Raw genomic sequence first — 18,997 nt, 5'->3', positions numbered from 1 at the left:
GATGTGATGCGCGGGCTTCAGGCGATATAGGAGCAGCGCAGTCAAGATGACGCGGTGACGACAGTTCGGAGCTTGCAGGCTTTCGGGCGGGAGACAACAATGGCCAACACAACACGACGTACATTCCTCGTCGGTAGCGCGGTCGCCGGCGCTTCTGTGGCGGCTGGCTCGCGTCTCCAGCGGCTCGAAGCCGCCGAGCCGAATCCACTCCGCATCCCCGAGATCATCGATGCGCGGCGGCAAGCGAATGGCATTACCTTGAAAGCCCAGGAGGGTCGCACGCCCTTTTTCACAGGACGCGAATCCGCCACACGCGGCTTTAACGGAAGCTATCTTGGCCCGACGTTGCGGCTCCATCGCGGCGACGAGGTCGAAGTCTCGGTCACCAACGACATGCGCGATGCCACCGCCGTGCACTGGCACGGGCTCCTCGTCCCGGCGGAAGCCGATGGAGGTCCGCATCAGATGATCCAGCCCGGAGCGACCTGGCGGCCGCGCCTTGCGGTCGATCAACCTGCGGCGACGCTCTGGTATCACGCGCATCCGCACGGTGTGACGGCGCGGCAGGTCTATGGCGGACTTGCCGGAATGATCATCCTTGCTGATGATGCCGAGCGCGCGCTTGGACTCCCCTCCGAATACGGCGTCGACGATCTTCCGGTTATCCTGCAGGACAAGGTCTTCAGCGAGGGGCGGCTTCTCTATCCTGAGTCTCCGATGACGATCATGACCGGCCAGCGCGGCGACACCGTACTGGCCAACGGGACCAGAAATGCTGTTGCGCGTGTACCGGCCGGCCTCGTGCGGCTGCGCCTTCTCAACGGCTCCAATGCCCGCGTCTATGATCTGTCCTTCTCGGATGGCCGCGCCTTTCACTGGATCGCAACCGATGGTGGTCTGCTGGAGCGTCCGGTCGAGCGGCGCTCGCTCTGGCTTGCACCGGGACAGCGGGCCGAGATCCTCGTCGACCTTTCGGATGGGCGCGCGGTCGCGCTCCGCACCGATCTCGATCCGACCCTGCGCGCAGGCATGATGCGGATGATGGGCGGCGCGGGTGAGCCACTTGATGGCCCGACTACGGTTGTCCGGCTCGAACCGCAGGCGGGCACTCCTTCCCCAAAGCGGGCCATTCCCGAGCGCCTCGTTGAGCCCGAGCGCCTCGATTCCGCGCGCGCCGTTCGCCGCCGTGAACTACGGCTGACCATGGGAATGGGCGGCATGATGGGGCGCGGGGGCATGATGGGAGGAATGGGTCCCGGCATGGGTCGCGGAATGATGGGCGGCGGCATGGGTTCGTTCGGTATTGATGGCCGCGCTTTCGACATGGATCGAATCGACCAGACGGTTCGTCTCGGCGACACCGAGATCTGGCAAGTCTCGAGCGAGATGATGATCCATCCCTTCCATATGCATGGTGTGCATTTTCAGGTGCTGAGCCGCGCGGGCTCGCGTCCCGCAATAAATGACAGCGGGCCGCGAGACACGGTGCTGGTACAGGAGCCTGTCGAAATTCTCGTGCGCTTTACGCAGCGGGCCGCAAGCGCGCCCTTCATGTTTCACTGTCACACGCTTGAGCACGAGGATGCCGGCATGATGGGCCAATACAAGACCAGCGATCAGGCTATCTGATACCTGCGGCGGTTGCGTCAGATCGGTCACCAAGGCGATCCAGTCGGTTGATCCCAACGCCAAGGTCAAGACCAACCCCACCGCGCGTGCGGTCAAGGTCGAAACGACCGCGACACAGGCGGCGATCTTGCAGGTGCTCGAAGAAGCCGGCTACTCGGCGGCGGCGAACTGACCGAGAGCAAGGTCATGAACAAGCGCGCCCCGATCTTCATCGCGGGCGCGCTTGCTATGGCGTCATGCTGGTTTTCCGGCGCCTGGGATACCTGGCCTATCGCCATGGTGTTCATGAGCGCTTTCATGGACGATCGCCCGACTATGTTCGGTGCTGCTCAAGGCATGTTCGGGATGTCCCGGAAAGTGCAGCACCGGCGAGTGCAACCACAGCAACCTGTGCACCGGAGAACGTCGCAGACACAAACACTTCCCTATGGGTGGTAGAGGCGAAAAATTATATAGCAATTTCAATAATATAAGAGTTCGCAGTTTTATTCTGAATGGCGCGCCAAAATTTCCAGAATGCCACACGATGTGCCGATTGCAGGCCTCGCGCGCGCTTTGATAGAGCGGGCTATGCTGTTTCTTCCTCGTTTGAAAATCGCCGGTCTCGTGATGGCCGTGTCGGCAGCCTTCCTTATTGTCGGGCAGCTCCCATCGTTGGCGGAAGTCGCGACGGTGCGCTGCCTGATCCAGCCCGATGCGAAATCGGCGATCGTCTCCGTGACCAACCCGCTGAACAGCGAAGCTTCGTGTCGCGCGACGTGTGCGTTCGAGACTGCGACCTACGACGACAAGCCGCGAATCGTCTGCACCGGTCCGGTGCCGGCGGGAAAGGACGCCGAGCTTTGCGTGATGCATGCGAACACCAGCCCTCTCGTGAAATTCCTCGATGGCTCCGCCGACTGCCGCAAGCTATGATGTAAAAAAAGCCCCGCCTGTGTGCGGGGCTTTTTATTACCGGCCGAAAAACAGCCACAGAAGAATAATTACCGGAATCGGCACACCCAACAGCCACAGCAACAGCCCGCGTCCCATTATCGTCCTCCTCGATTGATCGTTCGATGTCAGGAGAACAGGTGGCCGTTATGCAAGTTCCGTAACTGAAACGCGGGTGTTCACCAGTGGCCGGTGTTCTTCATCGACAGCCACGGCTCCTGCGGCGGCAGCGCGTTGCCTTTCTGCAGAAGCTCGATCGAGTGCAGATCGGGCGAGCGAATGAAGGCCATCTGGCCGTCGCGTGGCGGGCGGTTGATGACAATGCCGAGTTTGGAAAGACGCTCGCAGGTCGCATAGATGTCGTCGACCTCATAAGCGAGATGGCCGAAGAAACGGTCTTCGCCGTAGGCTTCCTCATCCCAATTCCAGGTCAATTCCACAAACGGTGCACCACGCCCCGGCGATTGCTTCACAAGCGCTTCGTCTTCCGGCGCCATGAGAAACACCAGAGTGAAACGGCCTTTTTCATTCTCCGTGCGGTAAGATTCCTTCAATCCCAGCGCATCGCAGTAGAATTTGAGCGCGGTATCGAGGTTACGGACCCGAAGCATGGTGTGGAGATAGCGCATGTGAAAATTCCAGTTGAAGGGATTGCTCGGTTTTATAGCGCGGCAGTCTTCAATTGAAGAGCCCCATGAAAAAGCCCTGCCAGCGGGGACTGGGCAGGGCTTGGGGAATGAAGCTTGGGGGAGAGCTTCATGCAGTCAACGCATGTGCTGGAGGTTCGTTCCAGGCCAGTTCAACTAAAATGATGAAATTGTGTGCTGCGCCAACAGGCCGTTACCGGGCGGATGATAAGCGCTTATGCCGGAGCGGCTCGAACTCCGTATCCAGTGCGGCGGCCGATTGATCCTCGGCTTGATCGGGTTGGCAGGGCTGTATGTGGTAGCCTTCGTCGAGCACCTGCTTGGGTTTTTTCTCTTCCTCATCGGAGGGAAGATCGACGACAAGGCCTGCTTCCTCGGCTTTCCTCCAGACTTCTTCCTCCGATCGATAAGCTTTGCTGATCTGCTCGCCGTTCGTAAAGAGTGCATAAGGCATGGCCACCTCCGCGGCATCAACGCCCGCGCGGTTTTTCGGTTCCAATTCCGTTGTTGGTCAATTGGATAACGAATGCGACGATGACGCACCTGATTGGCGGATTTCGAGAGATCGGATCGATTCGCTGCGGGCAAGCTGTTCATAGCTTCTGCCGGATTCGATTTTGGGCTTTTCCGCCTGACTCGGAATGTTATCGTTCCCTTACGCGAATCGCGTCGCATCGTCGTTGAACTTCCATCGATGAGCGCAATCCAGCCGGGCCTGCAACACATGGTCTGGCAGCGTGGGGCCCGGGGTCATGGGGACGGACAATTTCGAGTCCAAACGGCTTATCGAGCAACAGCTCGGAGGTGGTTCAGCATCGCGGCTTGGCTCGCAGGAGTTTGCCGCGCCGCAGGGCCGCAACAGCGCCGATCCGTTCGCGGGACTGGAGGATGGCGCGGCTGCCAACCTTGTCGAATTGAGCGGTGTCATCAAATGGTTCGACGCCTCGAAGGGCTACGGCTTCATCGTTCCTGACAATGGCTGGCCGGATATTCTCCTGCATGTCACCGTCTTGCGGCGCGATGGCTTCCAGACCGCCTATGAAGGCGCGCGCCTGGTGTGCGAATGCGTGCAGCGGCACAAGGGTTATCAGGCTTTCCGCATCCTCTCGATGGATGAATCGACCGCCATTCATCCGGCGCAGATGCTGCCGCCGCGTACCCATGTCAGCGTGACGCCGACGAGCGGGTTGGAGCGTGCCCAAGTGAAATGGTTCAACCGCCTGCGCGGCTTCGGTTTCGTGTCGTGTGGCGAGGGAACGCCGGACATTTTCGTCCATATGGAAACGCTGCGCCGCTACGGCATGACCGAACTGCGTCCCGGCCAATACGTGCTGGTACGCTATGGGCCCGGGTCCAAGGGCATGATGGCTGCGGAGATCCAGCCAGAGGTCGGCGCGGGCGGACTGTCGTCGCACTAACGGCCCTCCGCTTCATCCATTCCTGTTGATTGTATTTCCAGCGCTCCGCGCAAGCAGACGCTGTGCAGCCGTCTGGCATCTTCATCCACGCCAACGTGATGACGCGAAGGCTGACGCCCGCCGGGCGATTTGCTATTGGGCCGCGGGGTAGAAATCGAGGCGGCCGATGACGTTTGGAATTTCCGGATTGAGAGCGGGGCGGGTGGCCGTGGCTTTGTTGGCGCTCGCTTTTGGCTGCATTGCCGCTGCGGGCTCCGCGCGGGCAGCGGATATGCAGACGTTCGAGATCGTCACTAAGTCCGGCGTGAAGGTTTTCAACGTTGAGGTGGCGAAGACTACGGAAGAGCGCGAGCGCGGCCTGATGTTCCGCAAGGAACTGCCTGACGGGCAGGGCATGCTGTTCGACTTTTCGCCGGAGCAAAACGTTTCGATGTGGATGAAGAACACCTATGTCTCTCTCGATATGATCTTCATCCGGGCCGACGGCCGGATACTCCGGATCGCGGAAAACACCACGCCGCTGTCGGAGCGGATCATCTCCTCTGGGGGGCCGGTCAAGGCAGTGCTGGAGGTGGTGGCTGGAACTGCACGGAAGGATGGCATCGCGCCAGGCGACCGGGTCGCGGGACCGCTGTTCGGACGCAATTAAGATCCCGTCCGATACCTTGCTGGGGTGATGCGAACGGTGTAACCACTGGCGTCTCGGGGTATAGCGTAGCCTGGTAGCGCGGCGGTTTTGGGTACCGCAGGTCGGAGGTTCGAATCCTCCTGCCCCGACCATATATCTAATTGAAAATACTTTGATTTTTTGTGCCCTCTGGCGCGTACTCCTCATTGCCCTCTGGTCTTGATACGCAGCCCGTGGGCGTCGCGGAAGCGACAGACTCGGTACCCTCCCCGGAAGATGCGGGAACAAGACGTCTCAGCAGCCCGTAAAGTTCATCTCAAATATAAACATCTCGCCCTTTCTCATTGAGAAATGAGGCTTTTGATCATCGCATCGTGAACCGCCGCTGTGGCGCGGATATCGAACTGAGCCAGCGCGCGGGTGTGTCCTGCCGCTGCGAGGTGCTGGCGTTCGCCCTCATCGCGGATCAGACGCTCCACGGCGCGGGCGATCTCTGGCGCCCCGATGCGCTCCAGATAGAGCGCGTGCTCGCCGCTGACCTCCCGGAGGCCGCCATTGCCCGACGAGATCACGGCAGCGCCTCCGGCGTGGGCCTCCAGCGCGGTGCGCCCAAAGGTCTCGCGGATATGGGACGAGACCACGGCGATGGCTGCTTTTTCGCTCCAGTCCCTCACGACCATGAAAGGCTGGCCGGTCAGCAGTTCGGCCTGTTGCCCGAGCGGTGCCAGCACGCGGCGGATATCTGCCACGTAATCGGGATGTGACGTCACCGCGCTGAGAATGAACACGGTCCGCCAGTCCGGGTGCCGGGGCAGGGTCGCGGCAAGCGCCTCGGCGGCCTCAAGGATGCCTTTCTCCGGGACGGCGCGGCCGACCACCAGAACCACCTTCTGACGGCTTGCTGCAGGGTGCCATTGCTCGAGGTCGAGCCCGTTGGGTACGACGTGGCGCGGCGCCGCGACCTGTGGCCATGTCTCCCGGAAAGATCGCTCATGATCACGGCTGACAAAGATCAGCCCGCTAAGCGGTACGAAGGCATTTCCGCGCCACCGTCGCTCGATGGGGTTCTTTGGCTGCCGTATCGGGTTATGCAGATGCAGCACCACCGGCGCTTTGAGGTGTTTGGCGAGGTAGCTCGCCGTGCCGAGATGCTCCTGTACGGAAACGACATCCGGCGCCATGGCGCGAATGGTGGCGAGCAGGCGACGCATGCGGAAAAAGAAGCGGTCGGAATGACCCATCGGCCGCGCGACATAGGCGATGCCGTCAAAGGGAAGGTCGATCGGGTCGCCAATCACCGTCACGTCGTCGCGAAAGCGGCTGTGAAGGATCAGGTCGCGTACGGTGAGGTCGATCGACGTTGCGTGCCGATCGCCAAAATACATCGCGCGCGGGTTGACGATTACAACCTTCGTCATCCGATGGGCTGGCTCCGCTTCCTCGCCGAAAAGCCTGCCCTGTAACCGGAGGCTGGGATCAACCCTTCGTATAGAGCACGGCCGGTGCGCTCGGGTCCAGCGTCTGGCGCGACACTGTACAGGAGACGGAAGCGTTCTTTCGCAGGAAGAGCAACGCTTCGTTCTGAAGGCCGTCAAACCAGACGCCGCGGCCCGCATACCGGTAGCCGACACCCATTGGGATCAGCCGCATCCGGACCGCGCTGTGCGGCGCAAGGCTCAAGGTGCCGGTGACGACATCGCCCTCAGGACTGACCGCGCGCGGGCAGAACGGATAGTCGCGACCATTGTCACAGTTCAGGACGAAGTCCGCGCAATTCGCTCTGGCAGGTGTTGCCGTCGTGCAAGCGATTGAAAAAACAAGGGCAAATAATGCGGTCGAGGCAATGAAAAGGCGATGAATCAACATGATGAAATCCCCCGCCGGGATTTCTAACGGAAGTCCCTGCCAACAACAAGCTGGAGTTAACGAACCTTAACGACCAGGTCGCCCTTAGGTTGTGTGACCGGCTTAACCCAAACTGGACAATTCGTGGGGCGGAAAGGGGCGTTTCCTTGACGCAGGATCATTAGAAAGGGATTATTCAGCTTAATGATTTCTTAATTTTTTTGCGGGGGGCCGTCATCGGCTTCCGGGAGGATTTTATGAACGAGCGCGTCTGGATTGCTCAGGCTGACACCACTCCTGTTCAAAACCCTGTTCCTCTCAAAGTTGTAACGGTCGTGAAGCCTGGGAGTGAACAGGCGATCACTATCGATCTCGGTTTCGATCAGAAAACCAAAGTCGATCTCTCTTCGGTCGCGAACGAAAAGATGACGATGGTGCACGTCGGCACCAAACTGATCGTTCTGTTCGACAACCACTCGACGGTGACCATCGAGCCTTTCTTCGATTCAACGGGCAAGCCACTCGCCAATCTCGATGTCAATCTCGGCGCGGGCCACGACGTCACGGGCGATCAGTTCGCTTCGCTGTTTCCGATCACAGAGGATCAGTCGGTGCTTCCGGCGGCAGGCGGAGGCGGCAGCCCGGCGAGCGGCGCCGACTTCCACAGTCCGACGGTCGATCCGCTGGCGATCGGCAATCCTCTGCCGCTGCTCGGGCCGGAAGAACTCGGTAATTTCCAGGTCAACCTTCCGCTCGGGCCGCAGTCCAGCTTCATCGATACGGCGCCGGAAATCACGATAACGCCTGCGGGCGTTGACCTGAACGGCCACAATATCGTGGATGAGGCGGGCATCGTTGCGCATGCCGGGCAGCCGGGTGGCACCTCGGCCGGTAATGGCAGCGCTGTTGCTCATGGCACGTTCACGCTGACGGATGTGGATGGACTTGCCGACATCAAAAGTCTGACCATCAATGGCACCGTGATCGCGATCGCCGATCTGGTCACGGCGACAACTGCGTCGCCGATCATCGGCTCCAACGGCCACGGCACGCTGGTCATCACAGACTATGACGCCGCCACCGGCGTCGGCCATTACACCTACACGCTCAACACCTCCGTGACTGAAAGTCCCGCGCAGAACAACGGCGCCGATATAGTCGCGAATGGCGACTCCTTCACGGTTGTCGTGACGGACAACAGCAATATCGCATCGAACCCGGCGACGATCCTTGTCGACATTAAGGACGACGTGCCCTCGATAACCGTGAACCAGACGGTGCCGACGCTGACGGTCGATGAAAGCTTCCTGGCGAATGGCACCACGCCGGATCCGGGTCTTGGCCACACAGTCGACACGAAGGATTTTGGATCTGCGTTCACGGTGGTGCAGGGCGCTGATGGCGGGACTGTCAGTTATGCGCTGAACCTTGTGTCCGGTTCATCCAACCTGATCGACAGCGCGACCGACACGGCCGTTGTCCTGACGCAGAGCGGCAATACGGTGTCCGGTTACGTAGCCGGTCACGAGGGCGACTCGACCTATCTGGTCTTCACGCTGTCTGTCGATGCTGCCACCGGCAGCACGACGCTTACGCAGGATCGCGCCGTTCACGAGCTTGATACCAGCAGCAACAACGAAGGTATCAACCTGGCTGGCAACCTGGTGACGCTGACGGTCTCGGTGACCGATGGCGACGGCGACATCACCTCGCAGACGCTGGACCTCGGCAGCAGGGTGACGTTCCTCGACGATGGTCCGGTGCTGGTGGTGAACGCTTCCCAGACCGCGACCGTCAATGAAGACAATATTTTCGATCTGCTGACGCATGGCACCAGCCCCGATTTTCCAGGTGGCACAGATCTGTTGGGCGCGGCCTATACGACCGGTTCGCTGTCGGGCCTGGTGAATTTTGGCGCTGACGGCAAGGGCAGTTTCTCGTTCGTCACCGGTGGCGAGCTTACGAGCGCGCTGGCGTCGCTCAACGCCCTTGGTTTGACGTCGCACGGAAATGACCTGCACTTTGCGATTGCCACCAGTGGCCCATTTGCCGGCGATCTTATCGCGACGACCGGTAGCGGACAGAACACGCATGTGATCCTCGACCTGCATGTGTCGTCGAACGGCAACTACATCGTGCAGTTGTTCGATGCGATCGATCACGATACGCCGCCGACGGGGACCGCGGACGAAAATACAACGCTGCAGGATAACGGCGTTAACTCGTCGCACGACACGATCAATTTCGGTGCGCTGATTCAGGCCACCGACGGCGATGGCGACCACGTCACGCTCGATGGCGCGTTCAAGGTCACGATCATCGACGACGTTCCGCAGGTCTCGCTGTCGGCCAATCCGCTGTCCTATGTGGGAATCGACGAGTCCGCCGGTTCACAGGACGGGTTCCTCGGCACGCCGCCGAACGATACGACCTCCAGCACGGTGCGCGGTTATTTCGCGGCGTTTGAAGCCGCCCATGCCGGGAATGATCTCGGCAATGATACCGACATCGCGCATGCGGTGGCGGGCTCGCCCGCGATTGCCTACGCGCATGGTTCATTGCCGGTTGTGATTCCATTGATCAACGCCGGCGCCGACGGAGTGGCGTCCGTTGTCTATTCGTTGCAGGCTGCGTCGGCTGGCGTATATTCCGGCGTCCAGACCACCGACGGGCATAAGATCTACCTGTATGAAGATGCCGCTACGGGGCTCATCGTCGGTCGAGTTGGCGATGCTGGTGGCGCCGACGATCATGGCACCATCGCCTTTGCTATCGCGATCGAACAGAATGGCGATATCGACATCGCGCAGTATCTGTCGCTGAAAGAATTCAACACCAACAGCAACAACGAAACAGTCTCGCTGGCCGACGGCGCAATCAAGGCAGTTGTCACCGTGACCGATGGCGACGGTGACGTTGCCTCCGATACGGCCAATATCGGCAGCCATATTCTGTTCTACGATGACGGTCCGACGCTGATTGTTGGTGCCAAGATTACGGCTGCGGTCGACGAGGATGGCCTGTCCTGGGCTAACAAGGACGTCCCTCTGCTTCCGAGCGAAGTCACCGGTACCGGTTCGGCGACCGCAAATTCGGCTGCCTTCGGCAGCCTGGCGACGCTCATCAATTTCGGTGCGGATGGGCTCGGCAGCTTTGGTTTCAAAACCATCGATACACCGCAAGCGACCGGACTGACGTCCGATCATCAAGCTATTTCCATAGAGGTCGTGAACGGCACTCTGGTTGGCTTCACCGGCAGCGATCCGTCGCAAAATCAGGTCTTTACGCTCACCCTGAGTGCAGATGGATCCTACACCTTCACCCTGTTGAAGGAGCTGGATCACCCGAGCCTCGACGGAAAACCCGGCGATAACAGCGAAAACAGCCTGAGTATTGATCTATCCGGTTACATCACAGCGACCGATGGCGATGGCGACAGTGTGAGCCTTGGCAAGGGTACCTTCACTGTTAGCGTTCTGGACGACATTCCGGTGGTCTCGGCGCGCGACGTCGGCAGTACGACGACGACCACCACGACCATTGAGTCCGTTACCGAACACTTTGACGTCAAGGCCGGTAATGTCACCGCGCTTGGACTCGGCATTACGGGTGACCAGAACAGTCATAACCTGTTGCTGACGGCCCCCGGACACACCGTCAACACGAATAGTGATGACATCGGTGTTGGCAATCAATGGATCGATAATAGTTCTGAGGTTCTGAACCTGAACTTCGTGACGGGTCTGCAGGCCAACAACTCCTACACCGGCGTTGATCCGCACTCGTCAGTCTCGTTTACTGTTGGTGTCAACGGCAACAAGAACGCGGTTGTCTTTATTGATGCGACGAGCGGCGGCAGCTTCGTTGCGCTGAGCTTCGAGGTGAACGGCCAACCGACGACGCATGTTCACGAGGTTTTCCAGGGCGGGAACCCGATCGGTTATGTTCTGGACGGTGTCGATTCCGGCTCTGTCATCACGGTGAATGCAGCCACGTCTGGCAACACGTTCGATCTGCTTCAGGTGAGCAACTATGATGGCGTCAAGTATGACGGCACCAATAGTTTCTCGGGCGACAAATTCCATATCTCCGGTGTCGAAACGACTGTCATGGCGCCGGTCGTACACACCGTAACGACCCCCGAGACCTTCACAATCAGTGAGGACGAGAGCGCCGGAATCAACACGGCGGGAGATCCCAATCCCGCGAATGACGTCGCGGCTCCTGCATCGGGCACCGACGCTTATAATGTCATTTATAAGGTTGGCGCGATTGGTTATGCCGAGTCGACGGAAAGTGTTCTCGTCAGTGATAACGGCCAGAATTTCACCGCTCTGTTTACCGGCAACGCCGGTGCCGACCAGCCCGGCACCTGGTCGTTCGCCGTCACCGACGCGAGCGGCAAGGCTTTCGCCGGCGTTGATTCCGGCCTGACGACGCTCGACCACACGCACATCCTGCTGACGACCGCCGCTGACGGCTCGTTGGTTGGCTCGGCCAATGGCGCCGAAGTGTTCAAGGTCTACGTCGATCACGACGGCCATGTCTGGATTGCTCAGTATCAGCCAATCTACAATCCGATCGCCGGCTCGGACGCTGCTGCGTTTGACGACATCGTGACGGTTGCGACCGATCTTCACATCAAGGCGACGTTGACGGACTCTGACGGCGACTCCGTCAGCGCCGTGTCAGGAGTCTCGCTGAAGGTTCAGTTCCAGGATGATGGGCCGACGCTCACCGTCACGGCGCCGGATCATGCCGGAAACAGCTTCTTCTTTGACGGTTTTGTCGAGAACAATAACGAGTGGGGCACGGGCAGCGGCATCAACACGTCCGGGACGGCCGGAAGCTGGACCGTTTCCACCAGCGGCACCGGTCATGACGGCTCGGGGACAGTTCAGCTTGAGCGCGTCGGTGACGGCTACCAAGGCATGCACTCGTCGACCCACGGATACATGGTGGATCTCGATGCGTCCTCGCGCGACGTCAAGATTTCACAGACGATCAGCCTGCAAGCGGGCGACCATTATGTGCTCACTTTCGAGGCAGGCGCGCCGATCCCTGATAGTGCGCATCTCGAGGTCTGGTTCGGCGGTCAGAAGATATTCGACCTCGATCCGACCAATACGATGCAGACCTATTCGCTCGAACTGATCGGTGGATCGGGCGATCACTCAAATCTTCTCGAATTCCGGGAAACCGGTACGGCGGATAATCAGGGCACATACATTGCCAACGTTCACGTTGGCAATGCCATCGTCATCGACGAGACGGCAGGGCACGATTCCGATTCCAACGAAACCACCGACCCGGCGGTGATCGCGCTGTTCAGCGGCACTCTCGCAGACGCGGGTCACGATGCTGCGTTCGGCGCTCCGCAGTACGCAACGGGTACGGGCTCGGCGGTCAATATCGTCGCGGATTTCGGCACCGACGGCCCGCAGGGCGGCTCGGCTGCAGCAGCGACGACCTATTCGCTCACTGTTGGTAACGTGAATTCGGGCCTCGTCACCACGGACAACCATGCGATCTCGCTGTCGGTTGAAAACGGCGTGGTAGTCGGACGTTATGATTCCGACAACAACGGTAGCCTCGATTCCATCGCGGTGGCATTCGCCATCGACCCGCACACCGGTGTGGTGTCAGTAGTCCAGTATGTCTCGCTGCAGCATCCGGATCATACGAGCAGCGACGAGGGCCTCTATCTCAACAGCGGCTCACTGACCGCTCAAGTCACCATTGTTGATGGCGATGGCGATTATGTCACCAAGGGTGCCGATATCTCGACGGCAATTCGCTTCGAGGATGACGGCCCGTCTGCCAGCAACTACACGGGCGACAATTTCGCGGAAGGCAGCGGTTCGCACGATGTCGGCGTCGCGGTTACCTTATTGCACATCAATGCTGGCGCCGATGGTCTGGGGAGCATCACGTTCTCTGCCGGCGACCACGGCGGTTCGCTATCGATCGATAACAACGGTCATCTCATCTATACGTCGCCGGCCGATGTGACGAGCGCGACGACCGTCACCGAGACCTTCAGCTATACGGTGACCGACGGCGACGGCGATGCCGTGACCCGGCAAATTACATTCGGCGTGACCGATGTTGGTGTCACCAACGTCTCCGTCAGCAATAATGCGGTCGTCGACGAAGACGACATCCCGGTGATCGGCAATAACGATCATGCTCCCGGCGACGAAACCACGGTAGCGACGGGCCATATTTCCTACACGCTCGGGCCGGATTCCTTGCAGTCGGTGGTGCTGTCCGCTGATACCTCGGGTATCACCAAGCTCGACGGTACGGCCATCCACACAATCTGGGATTCTACTCACCAGATGCTGATCGGGTATGGTGGCAACGACGTCACCGACGTCGTGTTCACCATTGCCGTCACGGGCGCGGATCACACGGGCGCGGACTACAAGGTCACGCTCCTTGAGCCGATCACGCACCCGGGTCATGACGATCCGTCGAACTCCGGGTTGACCTCTTATGAGGACGACAAGACCTTTACCGTTACCGCCACGGTGACCGATAGCGACAATAGCCAGGGCACGGCGAACTTCACCGTCAGCATCAACGACGACAGCCCGGTCATTCTCTCGCCGGAAGACAAGTCGACGAGCGAAGCGAACATCGCCTCGTCTTCGGCCACGGCGCATGGCTCGCTGGATATTCACTTCGGTGCCGACGGACCGGCAGCTCCCGCGGCTCCGGCAAGCAGTGGCACACCGCATACTTTCGATTTTAATACCGTTCAGCAGGACGGATTGCTCCAGCACACCATTGGTGACTTCACATTCGCGTCCAATCAAGGTGTTGCGAATGTGACCGGCTACACCGGGCAACTCTACGGCTCGGTGGTTACGATCACTGCCAATGCCGGTCCATTCACGCTGACCAGCATGGATCTGGGCCTCAATGCCAGCTCGAACGGTCCTCAGTTCGACAACGTGACCTTGATCGGCACGGATACGCACGGGCAGCAAATTACGGTGGTCGTGCAGCTCGGCGGCCTGATGAATAACGCCGACCTTGGTGGCACAGCGGCACTGCCTAACACCTTCAACGCTGCCGGAACATTGCTGGACGGCGTCCAACTGACTTCGCTGCAGATCGTTACACCTAATAACATCAACGCGAATGGCTCGGTGGCAGTTGACAATATCGTTCTGAACAGCGGCAGTGCGCCGCTGACCCATGGCGATGTGTCCTTCACCGATCTCGCGACTGCGATCAACAACGTCACGATTGCGGACAGCGACGGACATACCGTTTCTCCCGCAGCGCTGACCTCGCATGGCGAGACGGTTCATTACGCGCTGCTCGATTCGGTTACGTTGGTCGGCTACACCGGCGATACCGCGCCGACAGCGGTCGATGGCGCAAATGTCGTGTTCTCTGTCGTACTGTCGCAGGATGCGAACAATCCGAACGGCGCATATGACTTCACGCTCAAGCAGCCGCTCGACGACCTGCCTTCGAGCGTCTCCGATTTGAAGTTCACTTTCGACTTCACTGCCAAGGATGGCGACGGCGACGCGACCTCTGGCCACTTCTCCGTCGACGTTCAGGACGACGTTCCGCATCCGGTGGTCGCGGCCACGGACGTGACGCTCACGATCGACGAGAGCGCGGGCGACCAGTCCGGCACCGACGATAGCCTGGGAGCGGCCAATACGCCGCTTCCGGCCGCGTTCGCGGGTCTCGGCACGCCGATCGAAATTGCCCACAGCAGCGGGCCTGTCGTCTCATCGTCTGGCAGCTACGGCGCGGATGGTCCGGGATCGACGCCTCCGGCTTATGCACTGCTGGTCGCTTCCGGCGGCGTGGATTCAGGTCTCACCGCGACCGATGGCAACAAGATCTTCCTCTATGAAGAAAACGGCCTTGTGATCGGCCGCGAAAGTGTCAGCGGCAATCCGGAATCCAACGGCGCGATTGCGTTCGCGATTTCGCTCGACAGCACCACGGGCGTCGTGACGATCGCAGAATACACCGCGATCCATCATCCGGACAAAAACGATCCGAACGATTCCGTGTCGATGGACAGTGATGCGTTGCAGGCCACGGTGACATTCACCGACGGCGACGGCGATCATGTCACCTCGACGCCGGTCTCGATTGGTGGCCAGATCCATTTCCTCGACGATGGCCCGGCCATTATCCCGACGCCAGCAAACCTGATCGTCAATGGCAGCTTCGAGCAGGGGCATGACGATCTCGGCAATGGTCAATGGTCAATCTACCATTCGATTCCGGGTTGGACCTCGTATGATCCCAGCACCGGCCAGCCGCACGGCACCGTTCCGTTCGAGATTCAGACCGGCAATGTCAGCGGCATTACAGCGGAAGACGGCAACTCGGTGGTCGAGCTGGATTCCGATGCCTCAGGCAACTGGAATGTGCATGGCGCCGACAATTACAACGACGCTGCACAGGTGAACGGCCAGACGCCGACCAACGCGACCATCGAACAGGTGGTGACGACGCAGGCGGGCCAGACCTACGAACTGACCTTCTGGTATGCGGTGCGGCCGGGTGCTGCGGACAACGACAGCAGCGGTATGAAGGTTCTCTGGAATGGAGCCCCCGTTGAGGAGATCGACTCGACGGGAATGACCGCAGGCGTCTGGCACCAGTACACTGTGTTTGTGGTGGGCACCGGCCACGATACTCTCTCCTTCCAAGGCGAAGGTACGCAGGACACCTGGGGGGCATTGCTCGACAATGTCAGCCTGGTTCCGATGACTGTCGTCGACGAGGACGGGCTGAGGGTTGTGGCTGGCGATGCCGTCACCGGCAACCACGACAGCCAGCCTGGCGATGTGAATGTGCCGGACAGCGATCACCGCGACGGCACCGGCGACCACAATGAAGCAACCGCGACCGGTTATCTCAACATCAACTGGGGTGCCGACAATTACGACACCGCCGATAGTTACAGCGACGCGTCCGGTTTCACGCAGGATGGCGTGGGTCGCAGTGTCACGTTTACCAACAATCACGTTGGAATCTTCGGCGCGGCGGATCCGACCGGCGCGACTCTGAGCTCGCATGGCGATGCGATTACCTTTGCGCTGTCGCAGGATGGCACGAAGCTGATCGGCACCGCGCAGCACGGCACGGACGATCCGCGTACCGTGATTGAGGTGACGTTGTCGGACGATGGGACAGGAGCGTTCCACGTTATTCTTCATGACGCACTCGACCAGGCAGCCGGCAACAACGAGAACAACATCATTCTCACGTTCAACTACACCGCGACCGATTCCGACGGCGATCATGTTGCCGGAACGTTTAGCGTGATGGTCAATGACGACGTTCCAGTTCTCACCGGCCAGATCGCGGCAGGGTCCGTGAACGAAGCCGACATGTTTGTGCTGAAAACGGTCGAGACCCAGAATCTCGATTTCAGTTCGACGGGACTGGGCGCATCTCACCTTCATGCTAGTGGCGGCACGGGCATTGCGGTCGTCTCGTTCGGTGGTAATTCCAATTTGCAGGGTCCGGATCAGAACCCCGGCGCGACGACTTTGGTATTCACCGCAGACAGCGGCACGACGTTCACGTTGAACAGCATTGCTCTGGGACTCTACGGAGCCAATTCCGGATCTTCGGACGTTGTCCTCAAGGGTTACGATGCGAACGGAAATTTGATTGCAACGGCAACCTTCACGGCAGACAATGTGGGCGGCAATCCGGCGGCAATCATCAACAGTATCTTCAACGGTGCTGCCGATCCGGACTTCGGCAGTGTTCAGCTTTCGAAGCTCGAAATCATTCCGCCTTCGACTCTTGGCGGGCGGGTTGTGATCGACAATCTCCAGGTCACGGAAACGACCACGACGATCACCAGCACGCCGCATGAGGTAGAGACTGTTGTCGACCTGACACCGCTCGTGTCCATGGGTGCGGACTCGCCCGGCACATGGTCGATTGCGTCGTTCGCCACCCAGGAGGTGCATTTCACCCAAGGTATCACCGTCGATCCAGCATCCTATAACGGTACGCCGATCACGATTTCATCGCCCGATGGGCACACGATCGTGGGCATGGCCGGAGGCGAGCTGATATTCACGCTAACCCTGTCACCGGACGGGCATGCGACCTTCGACCTGTTCAAGCCAATTGACGGTGGTACGCTGCGTTCGATCGACTTCTCCCAGTTCGTGACGGTGACGGATTCCGACGGCGATCCGCTGACGCTCGCGAATGGCGACTTTATCATCAACGTCAATTCGACCGATCACCTGCCCACTGTTTCGGCAGAAGCAATCTCTGTCAGTGAGGCTGGCTTGCCGGCTCATGATGGTCTGCCTGCGGGCTCTCATGCCGGAGACGGCAGCAACAGTCATGCAGGCAGCATCGCCATCACTCCAGGCGATGGTCTGACGACGGTCACGATTGACGGTGTTGCCGTCACTGCGGTCGGGCAGCTTTTCGAAAGCCAGGACCATCTTGGTACTTTGAAAATTACCAGCATTTCGGCAACCGAAATCGACTACGTCTATACTCTCGCGACCAATACCTCGGGCGACAATACGCACGACAGCTTCAACGTGGTCGTGACCGATGCGGATCACGAAACCAGCACAGCCACGCTGACGATCGACATCGTCGACGACGTGCCGACGGCACATCTGGATACTGACTCGACCGGAACCGGCACAACGGCCACGGGCAATGTCATCACCGGCGATTCCACCACTCATCCCGATGGTGCCGACGTTCTGGGCGCGGATGGCGCCAAGATCGCTCAGGTTGTCGGCTATAACGACACCGAGACCACGACGGATAGCTCGCACAATTTCCATGTCGCGGGTCAGTACGGCACGCTCGTCATCAACGAGAATGGTGACTACACGTATACGCGCGATCCATCCGCCAACGGCGCGGGCACGGATACGTTCACCTATACGCTAATGGACGGTGACGGCGATCCTTCATCCTCGACGTTGACGATCAACCTCGACGCCAACAATCAGCCGCCGGCGGTGCACAATACAAATATCGACTATTTCGTGCACGACGGCGGGCATGACTTTAAGATATCGATTCCGATCAGCGATCTGCTGTCGACGCTTCACGACCCCGAAAACGATCCGCTATCGATCGTTTCTGGTTCGCTCACCAACGGTGCGACGTTCGATGGCAACGGAAATATTCTCTTCACCGTGGAGAAAGGTCACGATCACGATACGACGACGTTCTCCTACACGGTGACCGACGGCACAAATCAGGTGCAGGAGCAGGTCACGATCGAGAGGCACACCGACAACTCGACCAGTCCGACGTCAGGGAATGATTTCTTCATTGTCGCAGATGGCTATGGTGGAGTTAATTTCTCGGGAGGCACCGGCGACGACATCCTCATCGGCTCCAGCGCTAACGACACTCTCAATGGAGGCCCCGGTAACGACATTCTCCGCGGAGGCGGAGGCAACGATACGCTGATTGGGGGTGACGGAATCGACATCCTTCAGGGTGGCGCAGGAAGCGATCACTTCCGGTTCAATGCACTGTCCGAATTGGGCGACCATATCCTCGACTTTAGCGGAAGCGCCGGTCAGGGAGATGTTATCGAATTGTTGGGGACTGCGTTCGGTGGCGTTTCCTGGAAGGGCAACGGTTCACTGAACGAGGCGATCTACACAGGCAATGATGCGGCTACGCACACTCTCGATTCATCGCAGCACTTTGCCTATGACCAGTCGTCCGGCACGCTTTACTACGACACCAACGGCGGCGATGCGTCGGGTGGAAGCCGTGTGGTGCTTGCCGTTCTGGACAATCACGCGGCGATCCAGGCTACCGATATTCACAAGGTGTGATGCTTCAATATTGAATCAAAAAGGCGCCATCCGGCGCCTTTTTTTCTTATCGGATGA

The 18,997-nt window shown here is 59.5% G+C and carries 11 protein-coding genes and 1 tRNA gene; 8 read left to right on the top strand and 4 right to left on the bottom strand.

What is annotated here, in order from left to right:
- The first annotated feature begins 99 nt into the window (after window positions 1–99).
- The 4 genes from HMPREF9697_RS04415 to HMPREF9697_RS04405 all read left to right on the top strand — a co-directional run bounded on the left by HMPREF9697_RS04415 (window position 100) and on the right by HMPREF9697_RS04405 (window position 2,544).
- Window positions 100–1,629: a multicopper oxidase family protein gene (locus HMPREF9697_RS04415; protein ID WP_002715953.1), complete on the top strand. Its 1,530-nt coding sequence runs from the start codon at window positions 100–102 to the stop codon at window positions 1,627–1,629.
- Entirely contained in the window at window positions 1,616–1,801 is a 186-nt protein-coding gene (locus HMPREF9697_RS20300) for a heavy-metal-associated domain-containing protein (protein ID WP_081602577.1), read from the top strand. The genes HMPREF9697_RS04415 and HMPREF9697_RS20300 overlap by 14 nt, the downstream gene beginning before the upstream one ends.
- A 14-nt stretch (window positions 1,802–1,815) precedes the next feature.
- Window positions 1,816–2,067, top strand: a complete 252-nt coding sequence (locus HMPREF9697_RS04410) for a hypothetical protein (protein ID WP_002715952.1) — start codon at window positions 1,816–1,818, stop codon at window positions 2,065–2,067.
- Between the two features lie 132 nt (window positions 2,068–2,199).
- On the top strand, window positions 2,200–2,544 hold the full coding sequence (locus HMPREF9697_RS04405) for a hypothetical protein (RefSeq protein WP_002715951.1): 345 nt from the start codon (window positions 2,200–2,202) through the stop codon (window positions 2,542–2,544).
- A gap of 197 nt (window positions 2,545–2,741) precedes the next feature.
- On the opposite strand, the gene HMPREF9697_RS04400 is transcribed toward HMPREF9697_RS04405, so the two are convergent.
- On the bottom strand, window positions 2,742–3,191 hold the full coding sequence (locus HMPREF9697_RS04400) for a VOC family protein (RefSeq protein WP_002715950.1): 450 nt from the start codon (window positions 3,189–3,191) through the stop codon (window positions 2,742–2,744).
- A 211-nt stretch (window positions 3,192–3,402) separates the two neighbouring features.
- The gene (locus HMPREF9697_RS04395; RefSeq protein ID WP_002715949.1) at window positions 3,403–3,663 is read right to left on the bottom strand and encodes a hypothetical protein; all 261 of its coding nucleotides are present in this window, start codon (window positions 3,661–3,663) and stop codon (window positions 3,403–3,405) included.
- Window positions 3,664–3,961: 298 nt separating this feature from the next.
- Here HMPREF9697_RS04395 and HMPREF9697_RS04390 point away from each other — a divergent pair, with 298 nt between their 5' ends.
- The 3 genes from HMPREF9697_RS04390 to HMPREF9697_RS04380 all read left to right on the top strand — a co-directional run bounded on the left by HMPREF9697_RS04390 (window position 3,962) and on the right by HMPREF9697_RS04380 (window position 5,407).
- Window positions 3,962–4,627 (top strand): cold-shock protein, encoded by a 666-nt coding sequence (locus tag HMPREF9697_RS04390; RefSeq protein WP_002715948.1) that lies wholly within the window; start codon window positions 3,962–3,964, stop codon window positions 4,625–4,627.
- A gap of 166 nt (window positions 4,628–4,793) precedes the next feature.
- Window positions 4,794–5,276 carry a DUF192 domain-containing protein gene (locus HMPREF9697_RS04385; RefSeq protein WP_002715947.1) on the top strand — a complete coding sequence of 161 codons (483 nt, stop codon included), beginning with the start codon at window positions 4,794–4,796 and terminating at the stop codon, window positions 5,274–5,276.
- A gap of 54 nt (window positions 5,277–5,330) precedes the next feature.
- Window positions 5,331–5,407 (top strand) — tRNA-Pro (locus tag HMPREF9697_RS04380).
- A gap of 189 nt (window positions 5,408–5,596) precedes the next feature.
- On the opposite strand, the gene HMPREF9697_RS04375 is transcribed toward HMPREF9697_RS04380, so the two are convergent.
- Together HMPREF9697_RS04375 and HMPREF9697_RS04370 are read right to left on the bottom strand one after the other, a co-directional pair.
- Window positions 5,597–6,673, bottom strand: coding sequence for a glycosyltransferase family 4 protein (locus tag HMPREF9697_RS04375; RefSeq protein ID WP_002715946.1), 1,077 nt, complete (start codon window positions 6,671–6,673; stop codon window positions 5,597–5,599).
- Between the two features lie 58 nt (window positions 6,674–6,731).
- Entirely contained in the window at window positions 6,732–7,121 is a 390-nt protein-coding gene (locus HMPREF9697_RS04370) for a hypothetical protein (protein WP_002715945.1), read from the bottom strand.
- Window positions 7,122–7,357: 236 nt separating this feature from the next.
- Between HMPREF9697_RS04370 and HMPREF9697_RS04365 the strand changes: the two genes are divergently transcribed.
- Complete coding sequence (locus HMPREF9697_RS04365; RefSeq protein ID WP_002715944.1) at window positions 7,358–18,940, top strand: DUF5801 repeats-in-toxin domain-containing protein; 11,583 nt, start codon at window positions 7,358–7,360, stop codon at window positions 18,938–18,940.
- Window positions 18,941–18,997: the final 57 nt, after the last annotated feature.

Origin of the sequence: Afipia felis ATCC 53690 (assembly GCF_000314735.2) — a bacterium.
In the GTDB taxonomy this organism is placed as follows: domain Bacteria; phylum Pseudomonadota; class Alphaproteobacteria; order Rhizobiales; family Xanthobacteraceae; genus Afipia; species Afipia felis.
Note: the sequence above shows the minus strand (reverse complement) of the source record. Positions and strands in the feature narration are given on the sequence as shown.